This is a genomic window from Paenibacillus sp. RU5M, from assembly GCF_900221055.1.
In the GTDB taxonomy this organism is placed as follows: domain Bacteria; phylum Bacillota; class Bacilli; order Paenibacillales; family Paenibacillaceae; genus Paenibacillus; species Paenibacillus marchantiae.
Genome location: NZ_OBQM01000007.1, coordinates 140,826 through 158,809, shown reverse-complemented (window position 1 = coordinate 158,809; position 17,984 = coordinate 140,826). Strand labels below are relative to the sequence as shown.

General features: G+C 47.4%; 17 protein-coding genes. 16 read left to right on the top strand and 1 reads right to left on the bottom strand.

What is annotated here, in order from left to right:
- Window positions 1-76 precede the first annotated feature (76 nt).
- From lepA to CRO25_RS20310, 15 genes are all read left to right on the top strand, one after another.
- Complete coding sequence (gene lepA / locus CRO25_RS20380) at window positions 77-1,891, top strand: translation elongation factor 4 (RefSeq protein ID WP_063567286.1); 1,815 nt, start codon at window positions 77-79, stop codon at window positions 1,889-1,891.
- A 322-nt stretch (window positions 1,892-2,213) separates the two neighbouring features.
- A complete protein-coding gene (gene hemW, locus CRO25_RS20375; protein ID WP_024628499.1) occupies window positions 2,214-3,398 on the top strand; it encodes a radical SAM family heme chaperone HemW in 1,185 nt (394 codons plus the stop codon).
- A 117-nt stretch (window positions 3,399-3,515) separates the two neighbouring features.
- Entirely contained in the window at window positions 3,516-3,986 is a 471-nt protein-coding gene (locus tag CRO25_RS20370; protein ID WP_063567287.1) for an N-acetyltransferase, read from the top strand.
- A 254-nt stretch (window positions 3,987-4,240) separates the two neighbouring features.
- Window positions 4,241-5,272: a heat-inducible transcriptional repressor HrcA gene (gene hrcA / locus CRO25_RS20365; RefSeq protein WP_062328691.1), complete on the top strand. Its 1,032-nt coding sequence runs from the start codon at window positions 4,241-4,243 to the stop codon at window positions 5,270-5,272.
- Between the two features lie 39 nt (window positions 5,273-5,311).
- Complete coding sequence (gene grpE / locus CRO25_RS20360) at window positions 5,312-5,887, top strand: nucleotide exchange factor GrpE (RefSeq protein ID WP_063567288.1); 576 nt, start codon at window positions 5,312-5,314, stop codon at window positions 5,885-5,887.
- A gap of 156 nt (window positions 5,888-6,043) precedes the next feature.
- Complete coding sequence (gene dnaK, locus CRO25_RS20355; RefSeq protein ID WP_063567289.1) at window positions 6,044-7,888, top strand: molecular chaperone DnaK; 1,845 nt, start codon at window positions 6,044-6,046, stop codon at window positions 7,886-7,888.
- A 129-nt stretch (window positions 7,889-8,017) separates the two neighbouring features.
- Window positions 8,018-9,139, top strand: coding sequence for a molecular chaperone DnaJ (dnaJ, locus tag CRO25_RS20350; protein ID WP_063567290.1), 1,122 nt, complete (start codon window positions 8,018-8,020; stop codon window positions 9,137-9,139).
- A 151-nt stretch (window positions 9,140-9,290) separates the two neighbouring features.
- Window positions 9,291-9,659: a hypothetical protein gene (locus CRO25_RS20345; RefSeq protein ID WP_063567301.1), complete on the top strand. Its 369-nt coding sequence runs from the start codon at window positions 9,291-9,293 to the stop codon at window positions 9,657-9,659.
- Window positions 9,660-9,930: 271 nt separating this feature from the next.
- The gene (locus CRO25_RS20340; RefSeq protein WP_024628492.1) at window positions 9,931-10,110 is read left to right on the top strand and encodes a YfhD family protein; all 180 of its coding nucleotides are present in this window, start codon (window positions 9,931-9,933) and stop codon (window positions 10,108-10,110) included.
- Window positions 10,103-10,495 carry a hypothetical protein gene (locus tag CRO25_RS20335; RefSeq protein ID WP_072734512.1) on the top strand — a complete coding sequence of 131 codons (393 nt, stop codon included), beginning with the start codon at window positions 10,103-10,105 and terminating at the stop codon, window positions 10,493-10,495. Before CRO25_RS20340 ends, CRO25_RS20335 begins: the two co-directional genes overlap by 8 nt.
- A gap of 161 nt (window positions 10,496-10,656) precedes the next feature.
- Entirely contained in the window at window positions 10,657-11,622 is a 966-nt protein-coding gene (prmA, locus tag CRO25_RS20330) for a 50S ribosomal protein L11 methyltransferase (RefSeq protein WP_079696217.1), read from the top strand.
- Between the two features lie 3 nt (window positions 11,623-11,625).
- Window positions 11,626-12,303: a site-2 protease family protein gene (locus CRO25_RS20325; RefSeq protein ID WP_063567293.1), complete on the top strand. Its 678-nt coding sequence runs from the start codon at window positions 11,626-11,628 to the stop codon at window positions 12,301-12,303.
- Between the two features lie 138 nt (window positions 12,304-12,441).
- Entirely contained in the window at window positions 12,442-13,206 is a 765-nt protein-coding gene (locus tag CRO25_RS20320) for a 16S rRNA (uracil(1498)-N(3))-methyltransferase (protein WP_063567294.1), read from the top strand.
- A gap of 2 nt (window positions 13,207-13,208) precedes the next feature.
- On the top strand, window positions 13,209-14,555 hold the full coding sequence (gene mtaB / locus CRO25_RS20315; RefSeq protein ID WP_079696216.1) for a tRNA (N(6)-L-threonylcarbamoyladenosine(37)-C(2))-methylthiotransferase MtaB: 1,347 nt from the start codon (window positions 13,209-13,211) through the stop codon (window positions 14,553-14,555).
- Between the two features lie 111 nt (window positions 14,556-14,666).
- Complete coding sequence (locus CRO25_RS20310; protein WP_064636374.1) at window positions 14,667-15,101, top strand: NUDIX hydrolase; 435 nt, start codon at window positions 14,667-14,669, stop codon at window positions 15,099-15,101.
- A 53-nt stretch (window positions 15,102-15,154) separates the two neighbouring features.
- On the opposite strand, the gene CRO25_RS20305 is transcribed toward CRO25_RS20310, so the two are convergent.
- Window positions 15,155-16,156 carry a Na/Pi cotransporter family protein gene (locus CRO25_RS20305; RefSeq protein WP_079696215.1) on the bottom strand — a complete coding sequence of 334 codons (1,002 nt, stop codon included), beginning with the start codon at window positions 16,154-16,156 and terminating at the stop codon, window positions 15,155-15,157.
- Between the two features lie 362 nt (window positions 16,157-16,518).
- On the opposite strand from CRO25_RS20305, the gene CRO25_RS20300 reads away from it, so the two are divergent.
- Window positions 16,519-17,895 (top strand): class I SAM-dependent rRNA methyltransferase, encoded by a 1,377-nt coding sequence (locus CRO25_RS20300; protein ID WP_079696214.1) that lies wholly within the window; start codon window positions 16,519-16,521, stop codon window positions 17,893-17,895.
- Window positions 17,896-17,984 lie beyond the last annotated feature (89 nt).

Below are 17,984 nucleotides of genomic sequence, written 5' to 3'. Positions count from 1 at the left end.
CAACGCGGGATTGATGCACCCTGCATCAACTGTTATAATGATGTGATTGACACTAGGCTGTTTCTGGGGGTAAGGAATGACTGACATTCGGGCAAGACAACGTAAAATTCGTAACTTTTCAATTATTGCACATATAGATCACGGCAAATCAACACTTGCGGACCGGATCTTGGAGCACACAGGTGCGCTCACGTCACGTGAAATGCAGGAACAGGTTCTCGATAAAATGGACCTTGAACGCGAACGTGGAATAACGATCAAGCTACAAGCAGTAGCCTTGACTTACAAAGCGGATGACGGTGAAGAGTATTTATTGAATCTGATTGATACACCAGGACACGTAGACTTCACGTATGAAGTATCACGCAGTCTTGCTGCATGTGAAGGTGCTCTGCTGGTTGTGGATGCGGCTCAGGGAATTGAAGCCCAAACACTTGCCAACGTGTATCTGGCGTTGGATAACAATCTTGAAATTTTACCGGTTATCAACAAAATTGACCTTCCGAGCGCTGATCCTGAACGGGTGAAGCAGGAAGTGGAAGATGTTATTGGTTTGGACACAAGTAATGCGGTTTTGGCTTCGGCCAAATCAGGAATCGGAATCAAAGAAATTTTGGAGCAAGTGGTGAAAAGTGTTCCGGCACCAACTGGTGATCCTGAACAGCCTTTGAAAGCGCTGATTTTTGACTCGCACTACGACCCGTACAAAGGTGTAATCGTATATGTGCGTGTTGTTGACGGCAAAATCAAATCCGGTTCCAAAATCAAAATGATGGCAACAGGTAAATCATTTGAAGTCATTGAAGTTGGAGCGTTCAAACCTCGTATGACCATCGTGGACGAGCTGAACGTCGGGGATGTTGGATTTATTGTTGCCGGTATTCGGCATGTAGGCGATACACAAGTCGGGGATACGGTAACGGATGCCAAAAATCCAACACCGGAACCTTTGCCGGGTTATCGTAAAATTAACCCAATGGTATATTGTGGTCTCTATCCGATTGAAACATCGGACTATGTTGATCTGCGTGAAGCGTTGGAGAAATTGCAGTTGAACGATGCGTCTCTGAGCTTTGAACCTGAAACATCCAGTGCACTCGGTTTTGGATTCCGTTGCGGATTCCTTGGACTGCTTCACATGGACGTTATCCAGGAGCGGATCGAGCGGGAGTTTAATATTCCGTTGATCACAACGGCACCAAGTGTAATCTATCACGTCACCTTAACGAATGGTGAAGTGATGAAAATCGACAACCCATCCAACTATCCTGAGGTGGGACGGATTGATTACGTCGAGGAACCATATGTCAAGGCAGACATTATCGTACCGAATGATTATGTAGGTACCATTATGGAGCTGTGTCAGAATAAACGTGGTGAATATGTGAATATGGAATATCTGGACACAACCCGGGTTACCATTACCTATGAGATTCCGTTGTCCGAGATTGTATATGACTTCTTCGACCAGCTGAAATCCGGTACCAAAGGATATGCATCCCTTGATTATGAGCTGTCCGGTTACCGTCAGTCCAATCTGGCGAAAATGGATATTGTACTCAATGGCGAACAGGTGGATGCTCTGTCCTTCATCGTTCACCGTGACCGTGCCTATAACCGTGGACGCATTGTCTGTGAGAAACTGCGCGAGCTGATTCCACGGCAAATGTTCGAGGTGCCAATTCAGGCATCTGTAGGTACCAAAGTTGTAGCTCGTGAAACGGTAAAAGCAATGCGTAAAAACGTACTTGCGAAGTGTTATGGCGGTGACATCTCGCGGAAACGGAAACTGCTTGAGAAGCAGAAGGAAGGTAAGAAGCGGATGAAGCAGGTTGGTAACGTAGAGGTGCCGCAAGAAGCATTCATGGCGGTGCTGAAAATTGATGATTAAGAACGCAATCTCTGAGTACATCAAATTTTGTGTATCGGAGAATGCGTTTAAAAAGACGTTTGCTTGCAAACGTCACGTGAACCCTTTCGGTACATCAATAATTTGTGTATGAAAGGATGAACGGATTTTTGAGGTACAGCACAAATGTGTGTATTTAAATTAGATTAATAATTCATTTTTGGGTACAACACTGAGTGTGTGTATCAAAATTGAATTGCAAGACGTTTGCTTGCAAACGTAAGTACAACACAGAATAACCAATAAACCAAGCTGAAAGGGAAGCCGGATGGCTTTCCTTTTTTCAAATAGAGGGGGACTTGCCATGACATTGGCAGCACACAGCCGGAAAACAGGTGCACCCCAAGCGGTGTATCTTCACATTCCCTTTTGCACAAATAAATGTTTCTACTGCGATTTTAACTCTTATGTATTGAAGGACCAGCCTGTTATGCAGTACCTTGAAGCGCTGGAACGGGAGATGGAACATACGGTTAAAGCGAATCCGCCGGGAGAAATCAAAACCATATTTGTGGGCGGCGGTACGCCTACTGCACTGAAACCGGATGAAATGGCCGTATTCCTGAAGTCCGTTAAGACCTATTTCCCCAATTGGGCAGATGATATTGAGTTTTCGATGGAAGCTAATCCGGGCACGACCGATGCGGAGAAACTCGCCGTTATGAAAGAAGGCGGAGTGAACCGCGTCAGCTTTGGGGTACAGGCTTTTCAAAATGATCTGCTGACAGGTATTGGCCGGATTCATAATACAGATGATGTATACCGCAGTTTGGAAAATGCCCGAGCAGCTGGATTGCATAACTTGTCCATTGACCTCATGTTTGGTTTGCCAAACCAAACTGTCGAGATGCTGAACGAGAGTATTGATAAAGCGCTGGAACTGGATTTGCCGCATTACTCCATATACAGCCTGAAGGTGGAAGAGAATACTCTTTTCCATACGTTGTATCAGAAGAACCAGCTACCGCTTCCTCATGAAGACGACGAGTTGCAAATGTATCTTCTATTAATGAAGCGTATGAAAGAAGCAGGTTACGGACAATACGAGATCAGTAACTTTGCCAAACCCGGCTTCGAGAGCCGTCACAATATCACGTACTGGCGTAATGAGGACTATTACGGTCTGGGTGCAGGTGCACATGGATATGTAGGCCGCGAACGCCATATGAATATAAAAGGTATAAACCCGTATGTTGAAGCTTCCAAAGGAGGTCTGCCGCGTCTCGATCATTTTGAGATCAGCCGCGCCGAGGCAATGGAAGATTATCTGATGGTTGGATTGAGAATGCTGGAAGGTGCTTCATCCTCACGGTTTAGCGATCAGTTCGGGGAGCCTATGGAGGAAGTGTTTGCGAAGCCTTTGGGCAAAATGCTGAATGCAGGACTGCTGGAGAAGACGCCAGACGGCTTCCGGCTTAGTGAACAGGGCATCCTGTTCGGAAATGACGTTTTTGCCGAGTTTATCGGGTCTATATCGCTGAATTCGTAGCTTGAAATTCTATACGCTCTGTTGTATATTTATTCATATTGATTTTACAGAGCGTGTAATTTATACAACTACGAAGTCAGCTTTCCTCTGGAAAGCTTCTTATAGGAGGAGAGCTGGATGTCGGCCATATGCAGAAAAGCCGTACCGGAAGATGTTGAACCATTATTTGAAATGATTAAGGGCTATGCAGAGCGTGGGATCATGCTTCCGCGTTCACGGGAAGTACTGCAACGGCAGCTGGAGCACTTTGTTGTAGCAGAAGTGAATGGTCAGGTTGTAGGCTGTGGATCTCTCTGCCGTTTGGGAAATGATCTGGTGGAAGTCAGATCGCTCGGCATCTCCGAAGGTCACAAAGGCATGGGCATTGGCTCACTGCTGCTGGACCGGCTGGTAGAGGAAGCGGAGAAACAGCAAATTCCCAAGGTCATGGCGTTGACATATGAGGTTTCCTTTTTTCTCAAAAACGGTTTTGCCGTGGTGAACAAGGAGATTTTCCCGGAAAAAGTATGGACCGACTGTGTTCATTGCAGCAAGCAGGATTGCTGTGATGAGATTGCTGTATTGAAAGAGTTGAATATTTCAGCCTGATAAATGAATGAACCGTATGGATTGAGCCGAGTATACTCTATCTCACCTGCGGTTCTTTTTAATTCATGAGATGTACAGTAAAGTTGTTATGTCTTGGAGACATTGGTCTATACTAATAAATAGATGAGCGTACTCATCAAACTGACTTGACAATGCTCACGTCATTTTGGTATTTTTGTATTACCGCTTAGCACTCATCTAACCGGAGTGCTAACGACATGGGACAGTACAGTCAGAAGGAGGGAATACTCACCATGTTAACAGAGCGTCAACGAATGATTCTGAACGCTATAGTGGATGACTATATCCGTTCAGCTGAGCCCGTAGGGTCCCGGAGCATTTCCAAAAGGGGAGATGTTGGATACAGTCCGGCGACGATCCGTAATGAAATGGCGGACCTTGAAGATATGGGCTTTCTGGAACAGCCGCATACATCGGCTGGTCGCATACCTTCGCACAAAGGCTATCGATATTATGTCGATCATTTGGTTCCCTGGAATCAGGTGGAGCCGCAAGAGTTGGACGACCTGAAATCATTTTTCGCAGAAAAGCTGAACGTGATGGAACAAGTTATTCAGCATGCCTCAGTCATTTTGTCACATATGACGAATTATACTTCGATCCTGCTTGGACCGGAAGTTTTCCACACGTCACTTCGTCATTTTCAACTGCTTCCGCTTAATGAAAGCGAGGCTGTAGCCATCATCGTAACGAACACGGGTCAGGTAGAGAACAAGACAGTTCAGATTCCACCTGAAATTTCGGTAGCGGAGATGGAGAATGTAGTTCGTTTATTAAACAGCAAGCTGGTCGGCGTGCCGATTTACAAATTAAAGTCTCGTCTCTACACCGAGCTTGGGCAAGAGATGGAACGGCATATTACACGTTATGAGGAAGTCATGCAGGTGCTGAACAGTGCCTTTGACAACGAGCATGACAATCGTCTGTTCCTTAGTGGTGCAACCAATATGTTGACCCAGCCAGAGTTTAAAGATATTGAAAAGGTAAAAGATATTCTTGACCTGCTGGATGAGACACCAACACTCATGAAATTGATGATGCCCGTGCAGGGTGGATCTGGTATTCAGGTGCGAATAGGCACCGAGAATGATCATGAAGCCTTCGCCAATTGCAGCCTGATAACGGCATCCTATTCATTGGATGGAGAGGCTTTGGGCTCCATCGGAATTCTGGGACCTACGCGAATGGATTACGCACGTGTCATTCATATTTTAAATACATTATCCCGTGATTTGACGGCCATGCTAACGCATCGCTTCAAATAAGGGAATGAACCATTTCATTCTTATAAGGAGGTGAACATCTTGAAAGAGGAGCAATCATTCGCAGCAGAAGAACAGGAACAGCAAGCAACTACAGCAGCGGAGCAGGAGCCTGTCAACGAAGCCGGAGCTGCAGAAGCGCAGGCGGAAGAGATGACAGATCAGGAGCAAGATGAGATCGCACGTTTGAAGGCGGAAGCTGAGGAACATCAACAGCGTTTTGTCCGTGCGCAAGCTGATTTTGATAACTTCCGTCGTCGTACACAAAAAGAAAAAGAAGAACTGGCGAAATACGCTTCGATGAAGCTGGTCACCGAACTGGTGCCGGTCATTGATAACTTCGAGCGTGCCATGGCTACTGTACCGGAAGGTGCTGAAGTCGAGTCCTTCTCCAAAGGTATCCAAATGATCTTCCGTCAGCTGGAAACTGTGCTGAACAATGAAGGTCTGACGTCAATGGATACGGTAGGACAACCGTTTAATCCCGAATTCCACCAGGCGATTATGTCCGTGGAGAGCGACGAGTATGAAGAAGGTACCGTTGTCGAGGAAGTCCAAAAAGGCTATATGCTGAAGGATAAAGTACTTCGTCCGGCTATGGTTAAAGTTAGCTCATAATTTCTATTAAAAAATGAAATGAGTTCACTCTTGATTGTACGATGCCACCGAAGTTTAATATAAAGGTTAGTACACACATAGAGCACGATTAGGAATAACAAATACAAATAAGGATCAATCTGATCCATTTAAATTGTCGAGGGAGGAAATTTTCCGATGAGCAAAGTAATCGGTATTGACTTAGGAACAACAAACTCATGTGTAGCGGTTATGGAAGGCGGCGAGGCTGTCGTTATTCCAAATCCGGAAGGCGCACGTACAACCCCATCCGTAGTGGGTTTCAAAAAAGATGGAGAACGCGTTGTCGGTGAAACGGCTAAACGTCAAGCGATCACGAATCCGGATCGTACGATCATCTCGATCAAACGTCATATGGGTACATCCCACAAAGAAACAATCGATAGCAAAGACTACTCACCACAAGAGATCTCTGCAATCATCCTGCAAAAACTGAAATCCGATGCTGAAGCTTATCTGGGTCAAACGGTAACTCAAGCGGTTATCACAGTACCAGCTTACTTCAATGACAGCCAGCGTCAAGCAACAAAGGATGCAGGGAAAATCGCAGGTCTGGAAGTTCTGCGTATCGTCAACGAGCCAACAGCAGCAGCTTTGGCATACGGTATGGAGAAATCCGAAGACCAAACGATTCTCGTATATGACTTGGGTGGTGGTACATTCGACGTATCCATCCTTGAACTGGGTGACGGCTTCTTCGAAGTTAAAGCAACTAGTGGTGATAACCAACTGGGTGGCGATGACTTTGACCAAGTGATCATTGATTATCTCGTAAGTGAGTTCAAAAAAGATCAAGGCATTGACTTGAGTAAAGATAAAGCAGCGGTTCAACGTTTGAAAGATGCAGCGGAAAAAGCGAAAAAAGAACTTTCCGGCGTATTGACTACAACTATTTCCCTGCCGTTCATTACTGTGGCTGATGGCGTTCCTCAACATTTGGAGTTGAACCTGAGCCGTGCGAAATTCGAAGAAATCTCTGCTGGTCTGGTTGAGCGTACGCTTGAACCAACTCGTCGTGCACTGAGCGATGCTGGAATGACAGCTAACGATATCGACAAAATCGTCTTGGTTGGTGGTTCCACACGTATTCCTGCAGTACAGGAAGCAATCAAAAAACTGACAGGTAAAGACCCTCACAAAGGTGTTAACCCGGATGAAGTTGTAGCTTTGGGTGCTGCTGTACAAGCGGGCGTACTGACAGGTGACGTGAAAGACGTTGTATTGCTTGACGTAACTCCATTGTCCCTGGGTATTGAAACTGCGGGTGGCGTATTCACTAAAATGATCGAGCGCAACACAACGATCCCTACAAGCAAATCCCAAGTATTCTCCACTTATGCAGACAACCAACCAAGCGTTGAGATTCATGTTCTGCAAGGGGAGCGTGAGATGGCAGCGGGTAACAAATCCCTCGGTCGCTTCATGCTGGGAGATATTCCTCCAGCTCCACGTGGCGTTCCACAAATCGAAGTTAGCTTCGATATTGATGCCAACGGTATTGTTAACGTATCTGCAACAGACAAAGGTACTAACAAAACTCAAAAAATCACCATCACTTCTTCTAGCGGTCTGAGTGATGCTGAAGTTGAACAAATGATGAAAGATGCTGAGTTGCATGCTGAAGAAGACAAAAAACGCAAAGAACTCGTTGAAGCGAAAAACAGCGCAGATCAACTGATCTACTCTGTTGACAAAACGATCAAAGATCTTGGCGAAAAAGCTGACGCTGGTGAAGTTGAAAAAGCGAATGCTGCAAAAGAAAAACTGCAAGGCGTTCTGGCTTCCGACAATCTGGAAGACATCAAAGCCGCTACAGAAGAATTGACAGAGATCGTTCAACAACTGTCCGTAAAACTGTATGAGCAAGCACAAGCTCAAGAGCAAGCAGCTCAAGGTGCTGAAGAGCAACAAGGTTCTGCAAAACGTGACAACGTCGTAGACGCTGATTACGAAGTTGTGGATGAAGATAAAAAACAAAACTAATTCACGATTTCTAGTGAATTAATCATCGGTGACGTTCGGATCGAAGGGAAAGTCATAGCCGGGGCTCCCGTGCTTTGGCTTTCCTTTTGTCACGATGTGCGATATGGTGAATGATATGGGGGTGGAAGAGTGGCTGAAAAACGTGATTATTATGAGGTACTCGGCGTCGGCAAAAATGCCAGCGACGAGGAAATCAAAAAGGCATACCGCAAGCTTGCCCGTCAGTATCACCCTGACGTAAACAAGGCTGCTGACGCGGAAGCCAAGTTTAAGGAAGTTAAAGAAGCTTATGATGTGGTCAGTGACGGCCAGAAGCGGGCGCAGTATGATCAATACGGTCATATTGATCCAAATCAGGGCGGATTCGGCGGCGGTGGCGATTTTGGCGGCGGCGGCTTTGGCGACATCTTCGATATGTTCTTTGGCGGTGGCGGTGGACGACGTGATCCAAATGCTCCGCAACGGGGGAACGATCTGCAATACACCATGACGATTGAGTTCAAGGAAGCGGTATTTGGTAAGGAAACTGACATTACCATTCCTCGTACCGAAGGCTGTGATACTTGTCATGGCTCAGGTGCGAAACCGGGAACCAAACCAGAAACCTGTTCCGTCTGCCAAGGTAGTGGTCAACAGGAAGTGGTTCAAAATACACCGTTTGGCCGTATGGTCAACCGTCGTGCTTGTTCGAACTGTAATGGTTCGGGACAAATTATCAAGGAAAAATGTACTACGTGCAGCGGCAGCGGTAAAGTACGTAAACAACGCAAAATTCATGTTCGCATTCCAGCGGGTGTAGATGATGGCGCTCAATTGCGTATGACTGGTGAAGGCGAAGGTGGTCTGCGCGGAGGACCAGCAGGAGATCTGTATATTGTCATCCGTGTGAAATCACATGATTTCTTCGAGCGTGAAGGCGATGATATCTATTGCGAAATTCCGCTTACCTTCGCTCAGGCAGCATTGGGAGATGAGATTGAAATTCCAACGCTGTCCGAGAAAGTGAAGCTGAAAGTACCTGCCGGTACACAGACAGGAACGTATTTCCGTCTCAAAGGCAAAGGCGTACCACGCCTGCGCGGTATGGGGCAAGGGGATCAGCATGTGAAAGTCGTTGTAGTTACGCCTAGCAAGCTGAATGACGAGCAGAAAGATCTGCTTCGCCAAATTGCTGCGCTGGATGGAGAACAAACTCATGAGCATGAGCAATCCTTCTTTGACCGGGTGAAACGGGCCTTCCGTGGAGACTGAGTCTTAATCATTAATTTAAAAAAGGACACCACAGCGGTTTTTCCGCAGGGTGTCCTTTTTTGCATAATATGGACACGCTTGCGGAAAGATACCAGACATGAGCATTCAGTGGTTTACTGATGTGCCGAAACTAGGGAAGCAGGTGAACCGGATGACCGAAAAAAATATTTTGGCTTATTTCCATAGCCCGGAGCAAGCGGAAGGGGCAGCCAAAAAACTGGAGGCATTACGAGTGGAAGACCTGTCTATCAATCGATTCAGTCGTTACGCGGGTGTCGGGCCAAGTGGAGCATCCTATACGCCGGGTGTTTCCGGCAGTTTTTCTTCCTGGGTACCAGGTGCTCTAGGCACAAATGCCAGCGCGGGAATCATGGCTGCAGCAGATCCTTCTGCAAGCGGTATGAGCGATGGCGGACAAGAGGGACCGACAGGCAGAGATGTATTACTGACCGTTGTTGTTGACGAGGCGGTACATCATCGTGCCCTATCCATTATCGAACAAGCCGGCGGTATGATTTAGGTTTTCAAACACTATACACTGAGTAAGTTTCAACCTAAACATTTACACGATAACGGAGAGGACAGAAAAAACCTAGAGAAGCGAAGCGTTCGTCTGAAAGCTTTCGCAAGAAAGCTACTTCGGAAGCATACGCTATCCCTGGATTTTCCCTTTTAAGAAAAGGAATCAAAAAAATCTGGGGATAACAGCGATCGGAAGGTTGTTCTGTCATCGGAGTGCCAGTGTAAATACGCTTAGTTGGACTTATACAATTTGAAGGAGGAGCATAACGATGGCAGAACATGAACGTCCAGGCAAGATTTTAACGAAAACGGAAAAGATGAAGCGGATGCAGTCCGCCAAAAATGAGGATGTGGAATTCAGTGCCGAAGCTGCGGATCATGAAGATATAGAGGCTTTGCGCCGCAGTGAAGCGGCCGATCGTCGTCAGGGTCGGGAGATTCATGACTGAAGATCGCTCTGCAGTGATTATCGAAGCGGTGTTTACGAGCTGGTCCGAGGCTGAATCTGCACGCAGAGCTCTGGAATTGCTGCACCCAAACCAGTTGAGTATCGAGAGTCTGAATGACTCATCGTCTTCAGTGGATCTGGAAGCGCCTGAGAGCACAGATAATTCGACTATGGCTGTGATTGGGGGATTCAGTGGTGAGCTGAATGTACTTTCCCTCATTAGCGATGAGACCGAGGTGTTGTCGGGTGGACAAGTGTATGACGATCCGGATGCTGGCTCTGAAGGCAGGTCCAAGCAAGAAATCTTGCTGACCGTATCCGTATCCAGTGACTCTCTCCCGCAAGCTGCAGAGATGATTACGCAGAACGGTGGACGCTTTTGCTAACAAGTTAATCGAGTTTAGTCATAATTAAAACAGGGTATTCGAGCAGTCAGGCTGCGGGTATCCTGTTTTTGTTGTTTCTTTACTGCCGCGGTTTTGTACTCCTGCTCGCTTGTGTAGTACAATAGTTGGGATGTTTGAAAAATGAGGAGGAAAAACGAAGTATGTTATGGCATGAACTAACAATACATACCACAGAAGAAGCTGTGGAGATGATTTCGAATTTTTTACATGAAGCGGGTGCTGGAGGGGTCTCGATTGAAGAGTCCGGTACTTTAAATAAAAAACGGGATACGACGTATGGCGAATTGTACGAGTCTCCTTTGAATGATATTCCTGAAGGCTTTGCGGTCATTAAAGGATACTTCTCCGAAGGTACGGACATGGACGCATTGCAATCTGAAGTGAGTCCACGCATTGCGCAGCTTTCCGAATTCGATATCCAAACGGGGGAGGTTCGTTTTGAGACTCGAACAGTGGATGAAAATGACTGGGCGAACGCCTGGAAACAATATTTCAAGCCAGTACGTGTCTCGGAACGTCTAACCATTAAACCGACATGGGAAGAGTATACGCCGGAAAGCCCAAATGAGAAAATTATTGAGCTTGATCCAGGCATGGCGTTTGGTACGGGAACACATCCAACCACTTCGCTTTGTCTGCGTACACTAGAATCGGTCATTCAGGGTGGCGAGGAAGTCATTGACGTAGGTACAGGCTCTGGCATCTTGGCCATTGGAGCTGTTCATCTTGGTGCAAAACATGTGTTGGCGCTGGACCTCGATCCAGTTGCGGTAGCAAGTGCCAAAGAAAATGTGGAACTGAATGGGCTGGGACAACAAATTACGGTGAAAGAGAGTGATTTGCTGTCTGTTCTGGGCAGTCAGGACCCTGCGCTGGGCGTGAAGCTTCCGGTGAAAGTTATTGTTGCCAATATTTTGGCCGAAATTATTATGCTGTTTGTGGATGATGTCTATCATGCGCTTGAGTCTGGCGGTGTTTATATTACTTCAGGCATTTGGAAAAATAAAGAGCAGCTCGTCCATGATGCGCTCGTTGCTTCCGGCTTCGAAATAAGTTCGGTTCATCGCGATGAGGACTGGATCGCGTTTGTGGCCAGAAAGAGGTAACCGATGGATTTAAACTCGTTTTTTCGTTATCCACTGGATCAACTGCCGTTTTTCCTGTTGACGATCCTGATTGCTTTTACGGTCCATGAATTCTCTCATGCCTATTTTGCCAACAAATTCGGTGATCCAACAGCCAAGCTGCTAGGCCGGGTTACCCTCAATCCGGTCGTACACTTTGACTTGTTTGGGGTGCTATTGCTCGTTATTGCTGGCTTCGGTTGGGCACGACCCGTTCCAGTTAATCGGGCGAACTTTGACAAACCAAGATTGATGGGTGTTATCGTCTCTGCAGCAGGGCCACTAAGCAATCTTCTGCTTGCGATCATTGGTACAATTATTTACGCTTCATTGGTTGGTTCGGGAGCGCTGGGGAGTATAGAAAATGAGCGATTGCTCACAGCGATATCCATGTTTTTCTCTATTTTTAACCTGACGAACTTTTTCTTGTTTCTGTTTAACCTTATACCGTTGCCGCCCCTGGATGGTTATCGGATTCTTGAAGACGTATTGCCACCATCTATCAGTCGCAAGCTGCAAGGAGTGGAGCAATGGTCGATTTTTATCTTCCTGCTGATTTTGGTTATACCTCCGCTGCAAAATGTGACGATTCAACCGTTGTATGAGTTTGCACAAACGATGTATGTGGATCTGGCAAAACTAATCATTGAATTATATCGATAAGCAACACGTACCTCTAGGGCTGAAATACTGGTCAGATAGACATAAAAGTTGTATGATCATCTGTGGCGATTGGATTCACGCCTGCCATCAGGCGGGGTGAATTCCAGTCATAACAGGACAGAATGGGTGGATAGACGAATGCAGCGTTATTTTGTATCTGCAGAACAGTTTAATGAACATTCCGTAGTCATCACGGGTGATGATGCGCGCCATATCGGCAAAGTGATGCGTGGTAAACCTGGAGATAAACTGATTGTCAGTGACGGAAACTCCAAAGAAGCTTTGGTGGAGATTGAAAGCATCGAAGCCCAGCAAGTAACAGCGAATATTGTGGAACCTCTCGAAATGGACCATGAAGCACGGATACGTGTAACCGTGGCTCAGAGCTTGCCAAAAGGGGATAAGATGGAGACGGTCATCCAAAGATGTACAGAGATCGGAGCAGTTTCCTTTGTTCCTTTCCTGTCTGAGCGTACGATTGTGCAATATGATGCCAAGAAAGAAGGCAAACGGTTGGAGCGGTGGCGGAAAATCGCCAAGGAAGCCGCTGAACAAAGCCATCGGAACCGCATTCCATCCGTCGAGCAGCCACTTTCCTGGAAAGGGCTGCTATCTTCTTTTGAGGGCTACAGTCTGGTATGTTATTGTTATGAAAAGGAAAACGGCAAGCAATTAAGAGACGCATTGAAGCCGTTTGTGGAGCAGCTTGCACCTGGTGCGAGTGCTGAAGTGTTGATCGTTGTTGGACCTGAGGGTGGATTCTCGGAGAGGGAAACGATTGAAGCCGATCAGGCGGGTGCTGTATCCGTTGGACTGGGCAAACGCATCTTGCGGGCCGAGACAGCTGGAATGGCGGCGCTAACTTGCGTCTTATATGAATCCGGAGAAATGGGGGGAATGTAATTATGCCATCCGTGGCGTTTTACACCTTAGGCTGCAAAGTTAATTTTTATGATACAGAGGCGATTTGGCAATTGTTCAAAAACGAAGGATACGATCAGGTAGACTTTGACGAACAGACAGCGGATGTATACTTGATTAATACTTGTACAGTAACCAATACCGGCGACAAAAAGAGCCGCCAGATTATCCGTCGTGCCATTCGGCGCAACCCGGATGCGATTGTAGCCGTTACAGGCTGTTATGCGCAAACTTCTCCGGCAGAGATTTTGGACATCCCTGGTGTGGATCTTGTTATCGGTACACAGGATCGGGACAAAATTTTGCCATATGTCAATGAAATTCAGGAATCACGTCAGCCCGTCAATGCTGTGCGCAACATCATGAAAACGCGGGTATTTGAAGAGATGGACGTACCGGATTTTGCCGATCGTACCCGTGCATTTCTGAAAATTCAGGATGGCTGCAATAACTTCTGTACGTTCTGCATTATTCCGTGGTCACGTGGACTTTCCCGTAGCCGGGAAGCAAATAGCATCATCCAACAGGCTCATCAACTGGTGCACGCCGGGTACAAGGAAATTGTCCTGACAGGCATTCATACTGGTGGATACGGGGATGACATGGAGAATTACGATCTGACGGATCTCCTATGGGACTTGGACAAAGTTGAAGGCCTGGAGCGTATTCGGATCAGTTCGATCGAAGCCAGTCAGATTGATGATCGGATGCTGGATGTGATCAAACGTTCAGACAAACTCGTACGCCACTTCCACATTCCGCTGCAAGCGGGCGATGATACCGTACTGAAACGTATGCGCCGTAAATATACGACCGAAGAGTTTTACAATAAAATGCTTCGCATTCGGGAAGCGATGCCGGATGTAGCGATCACAACTGACGTTATTGTTGGGTTCCCGGGTGAGACGGATGAGATGTTCCGTAATGGCTACGAGTTGATGAAAAAAATTGGTTTTTCCGAAATGCACGTATTCCCATATTCCAAGCGTACCGGAACACCGGCAGCACGTATGGAAGATCAGGTGGATGAAGAAGTCAAAAATGCACGCGTGCATGAACTGATTGATCTATCCGAGCAAATGCAACTGGCATACGCCAAGCAGTTTGTGGGACAAGTACTGGATGTCATTCCTGAAGGTGAAGCCAAGGGCCGTGAAGGCAGTGGTAAACTGAACGGTTACAGTGACAACTACATTCAGCTGGTCTTTGATGGTTCGATGGATATGGTCGGCAAGGTATGCCGTGTCAAAGTGACCGAAGCGGGTGTGAATGAAAGCCAGGCTACGCTGGTTCGTGTGTTGGAAGAAAATCTCAAGTCCGCAGCGATGTAATCGAGGCGTCAGAAACAAGGATTTCATTTCCTTGGGGAGCGTACCCGTGGAGATGAGGTCCTTCTTTTTCCAAAAAAAGATGAAGACAATTCCGTAATGGGGGAGAGCAACATGAACAGAAAAGAAATTTCGGCAGGCGGAGTCGTCTACCGCACGGGAGAAGACGGAAAGCTTCAAATTCAACTGATTGTAGATCGCTACGGCAAAACGACTCTCGCCAAGGGCAAAATGGAAGATGGAGAAACGGTGGAACAGACCGCACTGCGTGAGATTCTGGAAGAGACAGGCATGGTCGGCCGAATAGTAGAACCCGTCGATATCATTTCCTATACGTATCAGCATGCAGAGTTTGGTCCGGTGGACAAGGAAGTTCATTATTATCTCGTTGAAGCGGAAAGCGGCGACCTGCAGCCTCAGATTGAAGAAATCAAAGGTGTGGATTGGTACGCTCCGGAAGAAGCTTGGTCTAGACAGCAGCATAGTGGATACGATAATAACGATGACATTTTACGAGTGGCGCTGAACAAATTAGGCATTAACGTATAGCTGTTTTCTATTGAATGACGTAACGCTACTGTTTGTTGAGAGCGTTTTGAGCATCAGGCCACGGGTGACTTCGCCACTGGGGTGGAGACCGGTGGTTTTTTGTGCCAAATTGGCAAGTAACAGAACGGCAAGGCAAGCAGTGAACTGGTGACGTTAAAAAGGGTCTGGGCATGCGCAATCTGTGCCCCGTTATCCGCTGATAGCCAGGCCGAGACTGCATGCAGCTGGCCGATCAGCGGCATAAATAGCAGCGCCCCCGCAATGTTTAATACGACATGGGAGGCTGCGACAAATTTGCCTGCGGATGCTCCTCCAGCGGCTGCAATCACGGCGGTGATACAGGTCCCTACGTTTGACCCAATCACAATGGCGATGCCGATCTCCACAGGCAGTACTCCTGTGGCTGCAAGCGTAATCGCCATGCTGATTACGGCTGCGCTGCTATGAATGAGCGCCGTCAGACAGGCGCCTGCCAGAAAGCCCCACCACAAGCTGTCTGCTGAGCGATCCAGAAACCACTGGAATACGCCCATACTTCGCAGGGGTACGGCAATGGATTGCATTACTTGAATGCCTGTCATGACGAGGGCAAATCCGGCGGACGCGAGAAAGCTGTATTGCATGGTAGACAGCGTCCGACGCGTGCGTTCAGGAGCGAACTGATTTCGTTCACCAAGCACAACAAAGACGGCCCAGCCTGTCAGTGACAAGGCAAGCAGAGGCAGGGAAACCCGTCCGATCTGCAGTCCGACCAGCTCGGTGGTCAGGCACGTTCCGATGTTGGTTCCAAGAATAATGCCAAGTGTGCGTCCGTAGGTAATTAATCTGGCGTTCGCCAGTCCAATAGTGAGTACGGTGACGGCGGTACTGCTTTGCAGCAGGGCAGTAGTGCCTGCGCTAAAAGCCATGCCTTTCCAGGGAGCAGAGGTAGCTCGGCCCAGCCATCCAGCCAGCATGGGCCCGGCCATCCGCTGTAAGGCTGTTTCCATCAGCTTCATCCCACCAAAAAAGATAAGAAGCCCATATAACAGGGGCAGCACAACATCTCTGAACATGAGTTAACATCATTCCTTCCGTGCATATCCTTATTCTCATCCTATGAGTAAATAAGGACAACCATGACAGGCTAACGGAATTCTGGAGTCAACAGAGTTTGAAAGACCTATAAGTTTCCTTAACGGTCACCCAAATTACCACCACAATTCAAAAGATACGGAGACTCTGCAAACGTAGCGAAAGGGATGGAATTGGAACTGTAGAAGCTAAGCGTGCGCCTTTATCCCCGGATTTTCCCTTTCAAGAAAGGGAATCAGAAAAATCTGGGGATAACAGCGATCGAAGTCCAATCCATCACCGCAGCGGTCTCTCTTGCACAAAGCCTATCTTTTCAACTAACTATGAAAGAAGTGGATCTATCTTGCCATCAGTTACACTGGAACGCAGCCGCAAAAAGCGGCTTGAACATGCACATCCATGGATATATAACAATGAAATTGCCTCTGTTGAAGGAAACCCCGAGCCGGGAGATCTGGTCAACGTATTGAATCACCAAGGTCGCTATCTTGCGACGGGATACTATAATCCTGCATCTCAAATCACAGTTCGAGTCGTGGCCTATCAACCTTTGGAGTTTGAACAGATGGACACCGCGTTTTTTGCAGCGCGTTTCCGCGATTGCTTGCGCCACCGGGAGCGTTTTATCCAGGATGGAGAGGCATACCGTCTCGTTTATGGGGAAGCTGATTTCCTGCCAGGACTGATCGTTGACCGTTTTGGCAGCATCCTTGTTGTTCAATTGCTCACACTGGGCATGGACCGTTGCCGCGAAGCGATCGTACAAGCTCTAATTGAAGTGATGCAGCCGGAAGGCATCTATGAACGCAGTGATGTGTCCATTCGTGAACTGGAAGGCTTGGAGCAGACGAAAGGACCATTGTATGGGGATTGCCCGCGTCATGTCACGGTAACGGAGAATGGATTGCTCATTAAGGTGGATATCGTAGAAGGCCAGAAGACAGGGTACTTCTTTGACCAGCGAGAGAATCGTGCAGCCATCGAACCACTTATGAAGGGTTGGGGTTACAAGAGTGGCATTACGCTCCAACAGACCGAGCAGGATGGTACGCAGCAGTTGCTTCCTGTGAATAAAAGTGGCAAGGTTGTGACGTTCCCTTATTGGGATGGGGCTACTGTGCTGGAATGTTTCTCCCACACAGGCAGCTTCACATTGAACGCCTGCAAATATGGAGCCAAAAAAGTAACATGTCTTGATATCTCAGAGCATGCGATTGAAAGTGCACGTACTAACGTAGAGCTGAACGGTTTCACTGATCGGGTCGAATTTGTCGTTGCGGATGCATTCCAATACTTGCGTGAGCAGGTGAAAGGCCTCGATGAGCGTAACGTACGTGCGCGTGCTGGCGAACAGAAAGTGGATACGTCCAAAGCGCTTGCAACCGGTGGTAAAACATTTGATGTGGTTATCCTCGATCCACCAGCCTTTGCCAAAACGAAATCAGCTGTCAAAGGCGCATGCCGTGGATATAAGGATATCAATCTGCAAGGAATGAAGCTGGTGAATGAGGGCGGGTATCTGGTAACGGCAAGCTGTTCATACCACATGCGTCCGGATCTCTTCCTGGAAACCATTGCGGATGCAGCCGAAGATGCAGGCAAAGTACTGCGTCTGATCGACTGGAAAGCAGCCGGTAAGGATCACCCGCAAATTCTGGGCGTAGACGAAGGTCATTACCTGAAATTTGCCATCTTCGAAGTGCGCAGCAAAAAGAATTAATCGAGCGATTTCCATTTAAGTCGAACATACATTTACGCAAAGAGTCCACAGTTTTCATAAGCTGCGGGCTTTTTGCTATGCTCGTGCAT

Coding starts and splice junctions, on each gene's coding strand:
- lepA (WP_063567286.1), top strand. CDS start 77: ATGACTGACATTCGGGCAAGACAACGTAAAATTCGTAACTTTTCAATT.
- hrcA (WP_062328691.1), top strand. CDS start 4,241: ATGTTAACAGAGCGTCAACGAATGATTCTGAACGCTATAGTGGATGAC.
- CRO25_RS20335 (WP_072734512.1), top strand. CDS start 10,103: ATGACTGAAGATCGCTCTGCAGTGATTATCGAAGCGGTGTTTACGAGC.
- hemW (WP_024628499.1), top strand. CDS start 2,214: ATGACATTGGCAGCACACAGCCGGAAAACAGGTGCACCCCAAGCGGTG.
- mtaB (WP_079696216.1), top strand. CDS start 13,209: ATGCCATCCGTGGCGTTTTACACCTTAGGCTGCAAAGTTAATTTTTAT.
- CRO25_RS20345 (WP_063567301.1), top strand. CDS start 9,291: ATGACCGAAAAAAATATTTTGGCTTATTTCCATAGCCCGGAGCAAGCG.
- CRO25_RS20310 (WP_064636374.1), top strand. CDS start 14,667: ATGAACAGAAAAGAAATTTCGGCAGGCGGAGTCGTCTACCGCACGGGA.
- CRO25_RS20320 (WP_063567294.1), top strand. CDS start 12,442: ATGCAGCGTTATTTTGTATCTGCAGAACAGTTTAATGAACATTCCGTA.
- prmA (WP_079696217.1), top strand. CDS start 10,657: ATGTTATGGCATGAACTAACAATACATACCACAGAAGAAGCTGTGGAG.
- dnaK (WP_063567289.1), top strand. CDS start 6,044: ATGAGCAAAGTAATCGGTATTGACTTAGGAACAACAAACTCATGTGTA.
- CRO25_RS20340 (WP_024628492.1), top strand. CDS start 9,931: ATGGCAGAACATGAACGTCCAGGCAAGATTTTAACGAAAACGGAAAAG.
- CRO25_RS20325 (WP_063567293.1), top strand. CDS start 11,626: ATGGATTTAAACTCGTTTTTTCGTTATCCACTGGATCAACTGCCGTTT.
- CRO25_RS20370 (WP_063567287.1), top strand. CDS start 3,516: ATGTCGGCCATATGCAGAAAAGCCGTACCGGAAGATGTTGAACCATTA.
- CRO25_RS20305 (WP_079696215.1), bottom strand. CDS start 16,156: ATGTTCAGAGATGTTGTGCTGCCCCTGTTATATGGGCTTCTTATCTTT.